At 38.9% G+C, this 15,377-nt stretch carries 12 protein-coding genes and 1 pseudogene; 2 read left to right on the forward strand and 11 right to left on the reverse strand.

The window, feature by feature from the left end; translation table 11 throughout:
• Positions 1 to 4 precede the first annotated feature (4 nt).
• The 3 genes from C1I38_RS00805 to C1I38_RS00815 all read right to left on the reverse strand — a co-directional run bounded on the left by C1I38_RS00805 (position 5) and on the right by C1I38_RS00815 (position 4,904).
• Positions 5 to 964: a hypothetical protein gene (locus C1I38_RS00805; RefSeq protein ID WP_119775365.1), complete on the reverse strand. Its 960-nt coding sequence runs from the start codon at positions 962 to 964 to the stop codon at positions 5 to 7.
• Between the two features lie 304 nt (positions 965 to 1,268).
• The gene (locus C1I38_RS00810) at positions 1,269 to 2,981 is read right to left on the reverse strand and encodes an AlwI family type II restriction endonuclease (protein ID WP_119775367.1); all 1,713 of its coding nucleotides are present in this window, start codon (positions 2,979 to 2,981) and stop codon (positions 1,269 to 1,271) included.
• Positions 2,982 to 2,993: 12 nt separating this feature from the next.
• Positions 2,994 to 4,904 (reverse strand): Dam family site-specific DNA-(adenine-N6)-methyltransferase, encoded by a 1,911-nt coding sequence (locus C1I38_RS00815; protein WP_243103685.1) that lies wholly within the window; start codon positions 4,902 to 4,904, stop codon positions 2,994 to 2,996.
• 308 nt (positions 4,905 to 5,212) lie between these two features.
• Between C1I38_RS00815 and C1I38_RS00820 the strand changes: the two genes are divergently transcribed.
• Together C1I38_RS00820 and C1I38_RS00825 are read left to right on the forward strand one after the other, a co-directional pair.
• A complete protein-coding gene (locus C1I38_RS00820) occupies positions 5,213 to 5,473 on the forward strand; it encodes a hypothetical protein (RefSeq protein WP_119775370.1) in 261 nt (86 codons plus the stop codon).
• Between the two features lie 13 nt (positions 5,474 to 5,486).
• Positions 5,487 to 5,918: pseudogene (locus tag C1I38_RS00825) on the forward strand (DNA polymerase IV); the annotation flags it as partial.
• Here the strand turns inward: C1I38_RS00825 and C1I38_RS00830 are convergent.
• The 8 genes from C1I38_RS00830 to C1I38_RS00865 form a co-directional block, all read right to left on the reverse strand.
• On the reverse strand, positions 5,913 to 6,077 hold the full coding sequence (locus C1I38_RS00830) for an SOS response-associated peptidase family protein (protein ID WP_119775372.1): 165 nt from the start codon (positions 6,075 to 6,077) through the stop codon (positions 5,913 to 5,915). The pseudogene C1I38_RS00825 and the gene C1I38_RS00830 sit on opposite strands and share 6 nt — an antisense overlap.
• A 95-nt stretch (positions 6,078 to 6,172) precedes the next feature.
• Positions 6,173 to 6,382: a hypothetical protein gene (locus C1I38_RS00835; protein WP_119775374.1), complete on the reverse strand. Its 210-nt coding sequence runs from the start codon at positions 6,380 to 6,382 to the stop codon at positions 6,173 to 6,175.
• Between the two features lie 407 nt (positions 6,383 to 6,789).
• Positions 6,790 to 8,061, reverse strand: a complete 1,272-nt coding sequence (locus tag C1I38_RS00840) for a hypothetical protein (protein ID WP_119775376.1) — start codon at positions 8,059 to 8,061, stop codon at positions 6,790 to 6,792.
• A 24-nt stretch (positions 8,062 to 8,085) separates the two neighbouring features.
• Positions 8,086 to 8,937, reverse strand: coding sequence for a hypothetical protein (locus C1I38_RS00845; protein WP_243103686.1), 852 nt, complete (start codon positions 8,935 to 8,937; stop codon positions 8,086 to 8,088).
• 91 nt (positions 8,938 to 9,028) lie between these two features.
• Positions 9,029 to 9,919 (reverse strand): hypothetical protein, encoded by an 891-nt coding sequence (locus C1I38_RS00850; protein ID WP_119775379.1) that lies wholly within the window; start codon positions 9,917 to 9,919, stop codon positions 9,029 to 9,031.
• A gap of 54 nt (positions 9,920 to 9,973) precedes the next feature.
• Entirely contained in the window at positions 9,974 to 11,236 is a 1,263-nt protein-coding gene (locus C1I38_RS14400; protein ID WP_119775381.1) for a DUF429 domain-containing protein, read from the reverse strand.
• 93 nt (positions 11,237 to 11,329) lie between these two features.
• Entirely contained in the window at positions 11,330 to 12,532 is a 1,203-nt protein-coding gene (locus tag C1I38_RS00860) for a type I restriction enzyme HsdR N-terminal domain-containing protein (RefSeq protein WP_119775382.1), read from the reverse strand.
• 45 nt (positions 12,533 to 12,577) lie between these two features.
• Positions 12,578 to 15,298, reverse strand: a complete 2,721-nt coding sequence (locus tag C1I38_RS00865; protein ID WP_119775384.1) for a carbon-nitrogen hydrolase family protein — start codon at positions 15,296 to 15,298, stop codon at positions 12,578 to 12,580.
• Between the last annotated feature and the right edge of the window lie 79 nt (positions 15,299 to 15,377).

Raw genomic sequence — 15,377 nt, forward strand, 5'->3', positions numbered from 1 at the left:
ATTTTCATGATAATGTTTTAATTCCTACACATAGTGTTTTAACTATTTGAATCAATTTTAACGTATCTTCTCTTCTAAGTACTAACCTTTGACCAATTTTATATGAGGAATCACCTGACTTCCTCATATACATTTCATCAACGATGCCACCGTTGTGTTCGAAAATATGCCGTTTTTGAAACATTAAAGTCATTTCAGAAATTTCATTTTTCGTAAGCCACTCGTCATAACCTTTTCCTGTTGCTTCTTGAAATAAATTACTTCCTTTTTCCACTATTTGAAAATCGTTAACCCGTGCTACTTTGCAGGATAACGATTTGTATTTCATTTCAGCAAATTTTTGGAAAGCTGAAACAACATCCCCTAAACTACCTTCAAGCATAGCTCGGCACATTGTTATAGCCTTATCTTTTCCAAAAGACTGTGTCAATAGCTCTTCCATCTCTGACAAGGACTCTATCATTTTTACAATCGTATCTAAAGATTCATCAATGACATCTTCAATCGCATTAAAACCACAGCAAGGACAAAAATAGGCTGAGCCAATTACACTATAATGTGTATAGCATTGAGGGCATTGTATTTCTTGCTCCCATTCTTTGCTTTGTCCCAAAGGATTGTTATTAAAACTGGTTCTACTACCGGGTTTATATGTAAATTTCATAAACTTATTATGACGCGTACTGTGTTCTAAATCTCTGAAGGTTTTGTCTAATTCTTCATGAATATACTCCATGGCAAAGCTTTGAGTTATTCTACGCATATCTTCAAGCTGCTTTTGTGTCCACCACTTGTCAGATGTGTCAACATGTCCGCACATTGGGCAGTGTACTTCTTCATCAGAGATTTTTTCTTTCCAATCGTCCATGTAAACTTTAAACGCAAAAAGGCAATTTTCGTTCGGACACTCTCGATCAAGGTAACCTTTTTCATCAGAATTAAATGTAATTGGTATTTTAATCATGGATTTTTATCTCCACTATCATCCATCCTGTTTATCGTTAGTAAAATGAAACAAGCTGTTATTACTTAAGAGATAGGCTATTTAAGCATATCTATATGATAATTCCACATTTTCCCTTTATATCCTTCTATAATAGCAAAATCAACCACAAAATAACAAAAATCACCAAAATGTTATTAGCACACTTTTCTGGCGATTTTGTAAAGTAATTCCTTAATAATAAACTTAGTAAAAGTCGAAACTGTTTATATTATTAATGAAGGTTTTTTATTATATCTTGGATATTGTATAAATACTCATTTCGTTATTGAGCGACCATACCAGAAACTGTTCGTTCAATAGTCTGGCTGATCATATTTTTCCACTCAGGGGCTTCACAGCCTGCTCGGTATTGCTCGCAATCATTCATTAAGTTTATTACAGCTTCTGGTGTGGCATTGTTTGTAGTAAACAAAGCCTTAAAAAATGAATTAAATTGTGAAATTGTTATTGGAATAATCTGCAAGTGCATTCTCTCATCACTTCGGGAATACCACACACCAATTCTGAATGTTTCTGCAGTATTAGAGTCTATATTGTTTGCAATAAACAGGCCATAAACTGGTTTCCCATTAGCTTCGGTATAGTGGTTCATAAGATCAGCCACATGGCGACGGACAGGTTCCCCTTCTGCCGCCTCTTGTCTTGAACTTTCTGTCAAAGTAACTTCAATAACTATAACGAAATCACGAAACTCCATAATCAAGTCCGGGCCATTTCCAGGAGCAGTGCCAACCGGTAAAAAGTCCTGATCAACCTTAAAACGCCTGGCTTCATATGGTTTGTTTTCTAAACTATCAATAGCCAAGAAAGCCCGCCATAATATCCACTCTAGATAGGCAGGGGTCTCACTACGAGGGATAACTATCTCGTTTTCCTCATCTATGCGGCGACGATCTCTACGTGAAGCGATGAGATCAATGTAAGTAGCAATTTCTTCCCATTGGTCGGCTTGCTCTCTAGCATAAATTTCTTCTTTTTGTTTAAAAATAATATCTTCAATTTCGTGCCGTATAATGGCGATATCAGCTGGCGTATTTACTGGCCGGTCCCCAAGTATAAACGGGATCCCCATACGTGATAACTGTGCAATTAAATCATGAAGCACATTCAACGCTGCATCCTGAGTGTCGGTCGGGAGCTGTGCCCCATTACACAAGGTAGTATACCTTTCAAGCTCGCTAGCTGGTGCAGAGATATCTCTTGCCATTAACTCTGCAAACAGACGCTTTTCAGGTACTAAAGCTATACCTCGTCCTCTATTTTGGACAAGGCCGGTAGCTTTTAAATACCGGAGATTGGCATCTGCATAGTCGCGAAAGGTCGCTGGCATTAGACCAAATGTATTTCCTGCTTCTTCATATTTTACTGAATCAAATCGACGTTTTGAGGCAGCAGCATTTCTCTCATTCCTTAAAGTAATAATGTTTGCTACTACAGTAGCAATATTGTCTGCGCTACTCGTCGCCTGAACTATAAGTGCCATCTCAATAAAGCTTACATATGCTTCTCCAGTTTGACGTTCCAACTCAAGAAGGACTGCTAAAGTATGGCGCAGAGGCGAAAACCAAGTTGTTTGTCTATCCTCATTTTGAATCGGCATAAATTGCGCTGCTAAAGATCGCAAAAAGCATTCCTGCATAGCAGGCACAGTTTCCGATCGTATCAGTCGCCATCCATTGGGTGTAATAGTATCCATTGCTCCAACGTCTTCTTGACGAATTGTAGAAGAACGAGGTATCTCCGGGTACAGAAACCCCAACTTTCCAAGAGCTGATCGCCATTTACGTCCAACGCTGTTTGTTTCGTCTGTTCCAAGCGAAACAATGCCATGCTGCCCCAGTAATTCTCGGAAAGCGCGGTCACCATCTTGACCTCGCATATTGCCTTGTAGGTAAGACGTTGAAAGTGCAACCAAACCATCACGTAATCGGAATGCACTTCTGACGGATGTGTTACCTATGTACCAAAGTGTCATAGCTATATCTCCTCAATATCCCACAAAAAGGTATTCTTGCACTTGGTTCTTATTGTCTCCCACACGGTTACCCTGGTTGCCAAAAGAATACCGATAATCCACAGGTATAACTTCTACGTGTTCCTTGTGTTTGGAGAGAATGGAAACCATTTCATCAAGCGTTGGTAAACTGTTTGATGAATAGGAAACGATAATTATACTATTAGCATATTTTTTAAATAAAAGGCCGAAGGCATTGGCAGCACCTTTCCTCGTTGAAAAGGGCGTAGAATATGACTTGAACTTTTTGGTTTGAGTATGCTGCTGTATTTCAACACCTTCCCAATTTCGAGCGAGACCTTCGACGAAATGATAACGGCGTACATACTCATTATCAGAGTAAGGAGAATAATATGGTGGGTCAATATACACCAAGTCTGACTTATCAATTCGCAGCTTCATGGCATCACTGTTTTTTGCTTTATTAACCTTCCCATTATTAAAAACAGAGTTATTTACGACAGTTACAGCATCCATAAACTGCTCTTCAAGAGATTTTTTCAGATCTTTTCTACCGTCATTATAGCGATCACCCGTATAGGTAAAAATGCCACGAGCTCGCTTTTTAATGCACGCACGGATCAATGCAGACATAGCTATCGCACGTTTATATGGATCTCGGATAGCTTTGATATTTGTACGCAAGGTGTCAATAAGCGCATTATCATGATCAGTGAAATATAGTCCGGTAAAAGTGTTAGTAACAAAATGATCAGACTCCTGTGAATCTATCAGTAGTTTTTGTGCTTCACTTCGTGGAAGAATAACCGAATTGTTCTCAATCATGGCTTTAGCAAAGGTTGCAGACATTGCCATGTAATCATTACTGATAACTGTTTTCCCTTGAGCTTTAAACATGTACCCCACAATACCCGATCCCGCGAACAGATCTACAACACTATCAAATTTAAACTGTGAAGCAATGTCCCATATCTGTAATAGTAACTTACTCTTAGAACCCATAAAGCGGGTTGATGGATATTTGGCTACCTGGGCTGGCAAGGGCTTCGGCTCAACCGACAGAACAATATTCCTTTTCGGAGGAATTGCAACAATGACATCCTCCCCCTTACGACTATTACCATTACAAGATATGTATCGTTTGGTTTGTATAACCTCAATATTAAACGTTCCATAAAGCTCATGTACTAATGGATGGTTGGAATTTGTAAGAATTACATGGCAGCCCAAATCATGAAGCCGCTTTATCTCATTCGCAAGTTCTACATGATCTTCTTCATAAAACTGTTCCTTTGTGTATCTTTTGAAATCCGAGTACTCTGATATAGGAAGATATGGTGGGTCAAGAAAAACAAGGTCACCCGGCTTTGCATAGTCTTTTAAAACTTGTAGATAATCTGCACACACAATTGTAGCTCTTTGCAAAACAGCAGATGCTGCATATAAAGCCTCAAAATCACAAATCTTTGGGTTCTTATATCGACCGAAGGGGGCATTGAATTGCCCCTTTTTATTTACTCTATATAATCCATTGAAACATGTTTTATTCAGGTAGATTGTCCTTGCTGCTGCCTCAGGTGGTGAAAGCTCATGCCATTCAAGTGATCTGACCGCATAAAACATTTCTTCTGTATTGCTGTAAGTTTGAAGGTATGTAATAACTTCATCAACATGATCTGCTACTTGCCTGTACATATTAATTAACTCGGGGTTGCTATCTGCAATAACTCCATCGGAAGGATTAAGCGCGAAGAAAAGCGCTCCTCCACCAACGAATGGCTCTATATATCGACCATACGAAGTGGGAATCTTAGGTAAGATATCATTGAGCATTTGTGTCTTACCACCCGCCCATTTAAGCAAAGGGCGTGCGGGAATACTCGGTTGATATTGTTCAGCTTCACTGCCTATCGAATTGACCAATGTATACGGCCCCATTTCTGGTGCAGCTAATATTTTCCCAAAGATTTTAGCACCGTTTTTTATATCTCTATAATATCACATATGTCACAATTTTAAGTAGAACAAATCTATACAAGAACGTCAGTTTTTCTTTTTTATTAATATTTTGTTTTTCGCTCCCTCTCATCAGTTATCATGATATGTTTTATGTTATGACTAATATTTCCATCCAAGAAATCTTGCCATTAGCGCATTGCTGGGCTATAATCTTAATACGAACATTTGTTCGTATTATTTTACTGAGTTTTAACTTGTACGGGGGGAATGCTATGAAAATCATAATGCAGCCTATTGAAGTGATAGCTTCTTTTAAGCTTGACGGAATGTCCACACCGTTAAAGTTCAGGATTATGGAGAATGATTCCCCTTCTATCATTACCGTGGAACAAGTGTGTTTTCGCTCCGAAGAGAAATTAGCCGGCAACAAAATGATTACGTTCCGCTGCCAGAGTACTATTAACGGAGCTTTGAAAATCTTTGAATTAAAGTTTGAGCCAAGCACCGGCAAATGGTTTTTGTATAAGATTTAGAGGTGACTAATCTTTGAGCAGGCGGATTATTTTCCATGTCGACGCCAATTCAGCCTATTTATCTTGGGAAGCGGTTCACCGTCTTCAGCATGGTGATCCTTTGGATTTACGTACCGTTCCAGCAATTGTTGGCGGTAATCCGGAAACCAGGCACGGTATCGTGTTAACCAAATCCATTCCTGCCAAGAAATTTGGTATTCAAGCCGGGCAATCGGTCTATGAAGCCAAATCAAAATGTCCCGAACTGATTATTGTCCCGCCCAACTATTATTTGTATATGCAATGCAGCACTGCTTTCGGAGACGTGCTGCGGGAATTCTCCCCTTTGGTGGAGCAATATTCTATTGATGAATACTTTCTGGACTACGCCGGGATGGAGAAAGCACTGGGAGATCCCCTTCCCGCTGCTTACCGTCTCAAAGATCAGATCAAGGAACAGTTAGGCTTGGAATAGTCTCAGATGGTTTTCCCCGTCATTAACTACCACAGGAACCGGTTGCATAGGAGCAATATTATACCGAGCTTTCCAATCTATTTCTTCGGCAATATTTACGATTTCTGCCACTTGTTCCCCTGTTAAGGTCAATGTCAATCTTCCACACATAGGCCCTATCCTCTATGCAAATAGTGCGCTTATTCTACGTCTAATATGGATAATCCTGCGAAACACAATCAAAATATTTTAACACCCCATAATGCTCATACTGTGCATAAAATTGCTAATGCTTTTTTATAGAGAGCGTCAAATTCACAACCACAATTACCACACTCTTCGTCTGCCTGTTTTATAGCTGTAATCAATGTTTCTTTATTACCTGTACCATTTAGATATTCTCTTGCGGGGACATCAATTAAATCCCAACCTGATTCCGAAAACTTAATAAGTATGTTTTTTAATTCATCACTCATTGCGTTACTCCTTTTAAGAATAATTATTCATATCGGAATTATAACAACCGATATAGTGGGCTATGTGTTTATGTTCCTCAAGATACTTTTCAAAACCGTGATTTCTTATGTAATTGTTACCGTCAATCCAAGCGGTTCTGATATGTTCCGGTATACCTTTTTCGCACGGGAATTCCTCACACTTGCTGAAAAGTTATTTCCATTGATCTACCCCTCCTCTAAATAAATTTTCCATTCTTTTCTTTGTTAAATCCCTAGCTTTAGAAATATGATAATGGTATCAAAATGACACCATACACGCTCGCTTGGGTAGATGTTCCCTGTTTTGATATCTTTTGATGGAATGATTGCCGGACCAAGAGAATAAATGAAGCCCTGAAAACATAAAAACCACCTTTAATGATGGATTAGATACCGCCAAAGGCACCAAATACAGCCTTAACTTTATCTCTAAAATCAGCTTCAAAATTATTACTTTTATCAAGACTTATTGCTGTTTGACTGGGCCAGGTATATTTAACAAGAAAACCCGGGCAAATATTGAGTTTGTCATAGTTCTTAGTTAAGATTTTTTCCTGAATCATACTTCTATCTTCTGTTACGATGATCTGATTCTGCTCAAGAGTATCAAATAATGTACTGAAATCTGCCCTTTTGACCTGCTTTAAAGTTTTGTATTCTCTTTTCCAGAATCTTAAATACTCTTCAATTGTTAGACTACCGTCAAACCACAATAAGTTACTTGAGCGGTATGAAATATGAAAATTCTTTGATATCTCAAAGCCTTGAGTCTGTAACTCGAATAATTTATTTATATCAAGCTTCTCAAATGTTTCTCTGGCTGAGTTCATGGTATCTCCGGCATACATCCATAGATCAATTGTCCAATCGGAAGCTACTTGATTTGCATCTAAAGCAATTTGCTTAACTGTATTTCTGCCACTTTCGATATAATACTTCCAACCTCTATGGTATTTAACTTCAGAACTTATTCCTGGAAGTTTGCAATTGGCCATTACCAAGATACAACGCTTATTTAATAGGTACAAATTGCTTTTACAAACTCCAAAAGTTGTATAAGGATTAATCCAAGAGTATTCGTTGTCTACATACTCAATAAAGTTCTCAATTAAAACCCTCTCAAGTCCGGTTACCATGTTATTTTGAATTAGAGAATTTAAACCTGAGATAACTCCCCTCCACGATAAACAACATGGCTTATCTATTATGTTGATATCAGTTTCCTCTGAAACGTTTGGATTTAACTGACCAAGCCATATATTCTCTCGAGAAGGTTTATTTTCCACGATGAATAGCCAGGAAGGATTACATAGTATTACTCCATCGTAACGAGCTTGTCTATCATCATTTTGCACCTTCACTTCCTGATCTAATTTATCATCAGAAATGATTATCGAAAGCAGCGTACGACCCTCAACTGCACTGGAAGTGAAGATGTTATTTGAATTCGATAACTGGGTATATACCTCTTCAACTCCCAAGTCGCCATTTGCAATAGAGTCTATCTTACATTCTGGCAGTTCGTTTCTTACCATTTCAAAGAACATTACCTGGACTATTGGAATGTTCTTAAGAAGAATAAGAAAACTCCTTGTAAGCTCATCTTCATGATTGTTTGATTTGTTTTTATACGGATTAAAAACATTCAGATGATCCATATTCCACCTCACGTACTATTGCATTTATATCCCATCGAATAATTGTTTTACCCATTTACCAATTTCATCGTTACCTTCAATCACAAATTCCTGTCCTCTGCCGACACTATTAAGGAGACAATGAGTGTCAAATAATTCCCATATAGGCTTATTTGATTTATCAAAGCATTTTCCATGGTAACTCACCTTTGTACCGTAGCTTGGATGAAAGAATCTAGGAAGTTTCCAAACCGATCGTTTCTTTTGTTCTGGACAGGTTAAGACCAGTGAATCCTTATAATGAAAAACTCCATATCCTGGTAAGTTAGGGGAGAAACTTAAATCCTTATTAGCGATATAGCCTGTATTCTGTTCCCTGTTTCTATAGCAATAGTGTGGATGATTCTCTTTCCACTCTTCATAACTTTTTTGTGGCGCTATCTTTTGGACTTCGTCTACCTGTAAATAACCCCAGATAATATGTCGGTCTGTGCCACTCACATACTTATATCCGTTATGCATTTTAACCACATCACGAAACCATCCAAAGTATAAAAACAAATCCCCAGGCTTAACCCCTTTGTGGTTTAAATGCGCTTGAGCACTGCTACTTTGCCCAAATAACCCTCTCCAGTCACTATGTCTACTGTTTAGAATTGAAGGATTAATATCTGGGTCAAGATGAACGTATTTATTATCAAATTTGTTGAGTCCCAATTGCTTCATTATATCTAAATATGAAGACTCTTCATCAAATCTTAAATCTGCATAAGTCCGGCCTATGATGCCTATTTCATCCTCAGGAATTGGAAAGGAAAGCAAACGACCACTTTCGATGAAGTGCGGGCTTGGATATCCACCAGCAGTAGAATCAAACCCCTTTCTGCTTAAAATCACCTTCAAGATATCCCCTCCATCTTTTTTACTTAAAGCGCCATATTATTTTAACGCTATGCTAATCAAACTTTAATCATTGCCCAAGCAAGATCTAAATTAAAGCTATTTCAAATAATTCGCCACTTACCCGCCATGTATTGCTTATTGTTGAACTATTCTTGCATAGTATTTTAACAGTCATACAGAGATCGTCTGCCGGGCTCCACTGTACGCCTTGACGGTATGGATGAAGCATATTTATTTTACCGAGAACTGCAGTCGCTGAATCCATCAGCATATTCTCTGCGGTACTTTGATCAGTTCCAATTAGATCTGATAATCGTTCTGAAAGTAAAGATATGTTTGTTCCGTCATGCACATGAACAGAACTTATAATTCCATCAAGTAATGGTTTTACAACTGCAGCCAAGTTAATCCTAGTCCCATAAGGGACATTAATCATCAGCTCAATGCCAAAGAAATTAGGTTTTCGTAAATTGTTTGAAATATGGACTTTGCCCTTTTTCATTGCATACCAAAACGAATGCGGTTTACTATTGCTTTGAATTACTGGGAAGCTAATATCTTCCCAATGCGCTAATGTCTGTATCTTTTTCCAGTGCTCAAGGTCTTGTTTGACATCGATAACTTGATAACAATGATAATGAGGTATTTTTTCAGTATGCCCTGGAATTACCGGAGGTGCAGAGAAACTGCGCTCCAAAGATAACCCGTTGCGGCAAAGATTTGAGAACGCCCCACTTCCAACATTATAGAGTAATACATTTTCTACATCACAAAAATCTTTTTGCTCTGAGGCATAAACTGCATAAAGCATAGATCGTTCAGAACCCTTAAGTGATTTTAGTGATATTTTTAAAGAATCTCTCATCTCGCGAAGCCATCCCTTAGGTTCAAAGGGCAACCGAGCATTCGACCATAATTCTACCGAATTCTCTTGTTCCTTTATAAAATAATCTAATCGAGATACACCACTTAGCATTGTTATCCTTCTTTCCTAGACACCTAATGGCTTTATCAGTATTTTTTTATTCCCTTATTTTCTTTTAAAGACGGTAATTTGCATGTTCAAACCTGTGCAATCCTGGTATGGCAAATCCGGAATTGTTCTATAACCATCATTACATCCCAGCCTTCCAACAATGGCAAGACAAAGAGCATCTAAAACATCATCAATTTTCTTTCTGAGTTTGTTTTGCTTTTTATATGTTTCAATAACTGCTTGGGATTCTGAAAAACAATCCTTCAGAATATCTATTCTTTTCTCTTGGCCATAATCATCTCGCTTATTATCCTCAAGAGGAATTCCACCGTTCAGCAAGTAGAAACAATACTCAGGGTGGCTTTCTAAGAGCCTGTTTTTCCACTGTGGATTGTTTTGCAGAAAAACATCCACTTGTTTTATAGCTTTGCATAGGGCCATACTTATTGGGGTTTGCTTTGCATCTAATTCCCTATTTAGCTCCCATGCTATTTTTTCATCTGCTGCATAAACAATCTGCCTGAAGGGCGTATTGAAAACGCTGGATGCTTTCTTACTTAATAAAGTACGAAGCTCATTATCCGGGCGCTTTACAACATCAACCTTGCTTTCGGGAAGTCCGATCGGAATATCTATCAACAAAGAGTCTGCCCCTTGGTATCTTATACATATTTCTTCTATGGTTTTGAACTTTCCCACCTCAAACGTTTCATTGGAAATAGCGACTACCAACCACCCTCCCTTACAACCGTCTATTCCTACACTTATGTAATTTTTCTCTTTTCCAGTCAGCCTATTAAACAGAATAATAAATTGCCTTTCCACATCTTCAAATGCTTTACATTCAAAGTCTGGAACTCCTTTAAGACAGGGTGTGAAATTAAATATTTCTTCCTCCATAAAATTTAAAAACTCATAATAAAGCATTGCATCATCGATTTCGAAGACTTGTCTTGTTTCCTCATCACTCAGCGGTTGATCCAAATATTTGTTCCATATTAATTTCTGTAACCTGTCTTCAAATTCAATATATTGTGGCAGCTGCTTTTTGACTGTTCTTGTAATGTCGGAAATATAGGCTTCACTGGCATCATGGAGCAAACAGGAAAGTTGAATTCTTTTCGAATATCCTCTTTCTTTAGCTTCAGTAGCGCAATTTATCGAATGCTGCGCTACTGAGAAAAAGCTCTTAAAATGACCATTTGCTCGGCATAACAATGATAGGGCATGAGCAATATCTTCAATCTTTATATCGGTTAATACAGGATCTGTTGGCGTAAAATGGATTTTTGAAAATGTAGTTATATGTTCGCTCATATTCTTTGTCTCATTTCCAATTATTTTTAGGTGCCTATTATAATCACGTCACTAAGAATTCCCACTACAGCAGCAACTAAGTTAAGATAGTCATTATTTGTTTCTATTACGTAAATACGCTTTGTATCGATTTCGGTGATCACAGTATCGTATTAAATTAACTAGAAGTTCGGTCATTTGTAGATCATCCATATATAGCAGTTTATCTGCGGGCAGCGTTCCAAGTAATACTCTTCCGTTATTTATCAAATCAGGGTTAAATTCTTGAATGCGAGATCTAAATTCTTCACTTCGAGCATTTTTCATGCCGAATTTACCGTTGTGAGTAATAATCAATTTGTCGTTTATCTCCTGCAAAAAAACATTAAGATTAATTTGCACCAGCATTTCATCTGTTTGATCGCCGGATACTGATACAATCAATACACTCTTACCGGTTAAGTTTCCATACTTAGGGTCGTTTTCAGTTTTTCCTACGGTTTGTATAGAAAATCCGTAAATGTTACTCTCACGATTAGATAACTTAATGTGTAGTAGACGGTAAACACCAGATCCAAAATCACTGCCGGATGCATCGCCGTAACGTCGATAACTTAAGCCAAGGTCAGCAAGGAATTCAATGCCGCCAGTATATGTTCCTATGGGTATTTTGTGCGAGCAATCTAGTAATGCTTCTGCAAGATTTACGATATGTCTATGCTTTGCAGGAGGGGTATCCTCACCGATACACCAATCGTAATCTAAAAAATTAGAAACAGATGTCAAATCTGTTCTGATAAACGGTTCTCCATCTATTTCAGCTTTTAGTCTCTCTCTTTTTAACATTTCATCATATGTTGGTAGCCCATTCAGCAAATGGTAGTTATCTGACTCCTCTTCATATGCATAACAGGAGATCTCATTACCATCACTGATAATTACATACGTTGCGAATAAATCGTTGGCATAATTAGTTGCCTGTTCAAGAGCTTGATCGCTTAGACCAACACTTTCAGATTTACATTCGACAATAGTAATGGGCATTCGTGTTTCTTCCTTCTCTTCACAAATGACAATGTCTACTCGGCCATTCTTATCTATACCATAATGTGAAAGATGTTCTTCCAGAAAAATCATATGCTCTGGTACACGAAGAACATCTCGAATATAGCAAGCTGTTCGTTGTCTAACCTTTTCTTCAGGAGTTACTGGAACCAGTCTTTTTCGAAATGGATCAAGAAAATGAGAACCATTATTATGTATAGCCGGAAGCTGTATTTTTGAAAATTGTTTTCTAAAATCGGTCGATTGGATCATAATATCATACACCTTCTAAAGTTAGTATTAAATGAAATGTAAGAATTAATTACTTTCTTGTTTTTTGCCTCGGACCAATTCATCAAGCCTTTGCATTCTCACACCCATAGGTAATCCCTTAAGGGGTTGCTTACAATGATCTAAATACGGAAGCAACGGCGCGATATACTTTTCACCAGCCAATAAAATGAACTCAGTATTAGAAATATCAAAGCGCGCTCCGATCTGCTCCATTACTCGATTACCCCAAGCCATACACTCTTTTGAAGACTTGGTATTGAGCGTTTCGTCATACGGGGCAATGACGGTGCTCATCTCGACGAGGCCGTACTTCGCGGAGAGCACATACGACTCGTCCGTGACAAGCTGTGCATAGGCATACGCCTTACGGAATAAGGCACTGGCATCATAGAGATACCTCGCTTCACATTCGGTTGATCGTTTATCTTTTGTGCAGGATATCAGCGCCACCTGTTTCATCTCTTTCGCCTCGGTCAAAGAGCATACGAGCGTCTCATAACCACATCGCCAGTTCGCCCGCATACCATCTTTGTTTTTCCATATTGCCTCCGGCCCACTCATTCTGGTAAAATCGAGCCTGTACTCACCGTCAATCAGCATAACCGATTGTACATTCTTGTTCTTCCCAGCTTGGAAGCACATGCTTTTCTCAGGCGAAGTATAAAGGACCGCACAAAAATTCTCCACTGTGCGAACTTTCAGGATATCTGAATAGATGTTATCGAATTGTCCATCGTCATGTACGGGCCAACGATTTATTATTAGATACCGCTTGTTCGGTATTCCTTTAAGTTCAGGATGATACAGTAAACGCAGTACCTTATCCGGCGTTTTAATGTCCACGCTGTCTATGCAGCAGAAGATGACATTATTTCCGTCTATGGTATAACGATAAAGCCCATCCGTAATACACTCCGACGCTTTCAGTAGGACACTTATCCGTCCGGCATTCGGGCTGATACTCCAAGTGCCGGTGGCATTCGGTGTCGCAGCCTGTTCTATGCTGATATCGGGTTCATATCTGCCGTCAAAATCAGATGTGTCATAAACATAAATGTTATTGACCATATCTTTATCAGTCTTTACAGGATAAATTGGCTTTCCGGTCAAAAGGGCACCGTTCGGTGTGAAACCGAATGTATATGAATTGATCTTATCGCTATGAGAATATCCCATCGTACAGAACGAGAAGCAATTGTTCTCCAGGGAACGTGTCTTGTTATAGCGGTACCATTTCTGGTGTACGACGTTACCACCAGTCGAATTAATAATGATGTCCACACCCCGTTTGCCCCATGCTCGACTGAAAGCCGCATGATTACTGTCGTAGCAAATAGTCATCCCAATTCTTACATTTTTTAAGATAATTGGATTAAAGATATCTTCCAGAGTATCTTTATAATCGGAACTAGACAATAAGGAATTATCAGCCATCGTGTGTTTTCTATACAAGCGATGTGTAGTTTCATTGCCGGAAGCATACGCATTTGCATATATGTTATATATAAAGCTTTCTTTGTCTTCCGCGCCGATGATCACAGCGCACCCCGCCTGGCGGCTTATCTTCATTGCCCGTTCAATTGCCTTATTGACATCATACGAGTCAGACAATCTCAGATCGTAAAAATCAGCCGTAGATGGCGTGTAGCATGTCTCTGGAAAAACAAAGATGTCTAGGCTTTCCCTTGCTGCATCATTAAGGCGTTTATTGAAGATTCTCTTGTTATGGTCGTCGTTACCCTGTAAGTAGAGACCAATTTTCAAACTTACAGCGGGCTGATTTGGTTCAACGACTTTTTGTGGCACCTCAATTAAAGTGTTAATATATTCAGATGCATCGGGGCTTTCCCAATCGTAGGTTCCATGCATTATGCGAATCAATCGATAACCATTTTGGACGCTGCGGATGTCACGGATGCTGTCGTAATACGCACGGATCTCATCCCTGTTGGGCGGGTCACTGTCTTTCGCTTGTATGCTTTCGCAGGCGGAAATCCATTTCTGCTTGTCAAAATACAGAGTAAGATCTGAAGGATAGCTTTCAAGCGCAGCTTTCCTGGCCAGCGAGAAATGCTGTCTTTCATCGTACTCAATAATTAGCTTCTGGCTTTCGCAAACGAAATCGCAACGCAATTTATAGCCACGTTTGTCAAAACCTATTCTTCCGCGATACGCATGTAGCGCGGGCACAAGATACGGATACTCTCTATCATCAATCGGAGTAGTCATCCAATCGAACGTCTTTTCAGAAACTACGTCTCCATTAAAATAGCGGTTTAATACAAGTTGCAAAGCGTTTTTTTGTTCGATAACGTTTTTAGAGGGAATTTTCACAGGTCCCGCTTTGTCAGAATCGCTTTCAACTATCTTTGCCGTTGAGGTTGCGGGTGCAGTTGGGGTGAAAGTCAACTCCCGCTGAGGCTCTAACTTAGCTTTCTCAGGGGCGACGGCTTCAGTAATATCCGTATCATGATCATTATCATTACGAGGCGTATATTTTACATGAAATTCAAGTTTTTCAAAAAAGCGCACTGTTTCCGCCCCTCCGGTGAATTCTGATTTCGGAGCCTCAAAGCCGAAAGCAGACTTATATGAAAGAGCTCGAATATGTTTCGCCGGATACCGCTTACCGTTGTACTCGAGGAAGGTATTTCTCGCGGGCGGATAGTTTTCTGCGCTTTCTTCAAACATTTTAATTGCTTCTATTACATTCTCGCGAGTCACACCGTTCCAATTCAGTTTCATAGCAAATGCCTCCCGGTTATCCCGCAGTCATCTCGCAAAAGACCATAGGATTTTTTTGTCTTTCCAATGAATCATTATC

The sequence above is a fragment of the Dehalobacter sp. 12DCB1 genome (genome assembly GCF_004343605.1).
Lineage (GTDB): Bacteria > Bacillota > Desulfitobacteriia > Desulfitobacteriales > Syntrophobotulaceae > Dehalobacter.

Bases quoted from the DNA above. Each gene is read 5' to 3' on its own strand.
- C1I38_RS00865 (WP_119775384.1), bottom strand. From the start codon at position 15,298: ATGAAACTGAATTGGAACGGTGTGACTCGCGAGAATGTAATAGAAGCA.
- C1I38_RS00820 (WP_119775370.1), top strand. From the start codon at position 5,213: ATGAAAATCATAATGCAGCCTATTGAAGTGATAGCTTCTTTTAAGCTT.
- C1I38_RS00840 (WP_119775376.1), bottom strand. From the start codon at position 8,061: ATGGATCATCTGAATGTTTTTAATCCGTATAAAAACAAATCAAACAAT.
- C1I38_RS00835 (WP_119775374.1), bottom strand. From the start codon at position 6,382: ATGAGTGATGAATTAAAAAACATACTTATTAAGTTTTCGGAATCAGGT.
- C1I38_RS00850 (WP_119775379.1), bottom strand. From the start codon at position 9,919: ATGCTAAGTGGTGTATCTCGATTAGATTATTTTATAAAGGAACAAGAG.
- C1I38_RS00860 (WP_119775382.1), bottom strand. From the start codon at position 12,532: ATGATCCAATCGACCGATTTTAGAAAACAATTTTCAAAAATACAGCTT.
- C1I38_RS00805 (WP_119775365.1), bottom strand. From the start codon at position 964: ATGATTAAAATACCAATTACATTTAATTCTGATGAAAAAGGTTACCTT.
- C1I38_RS14400 (WP_119775381.1), bottom strand. From the start codon at position 11,236: ATGAGCGAACATATAACTACATTTTCAAAAATCCATTTTACGCCAACA.
- C1I38_RS00830 (WP_119775372.1), bottom strand. From the start codon at position 6,077: ATGTGTGGAAGATTGACATTGACCTTAACAGGGGAACAAGTGGCAGAA.
- C1I38_RS00810 (WP_119775367.1), bottom strand. From the start codon at position 2,981: ATGACACTTTGGTACATAGGTAACACATCCGTCAGAAGTGCATTCCGA.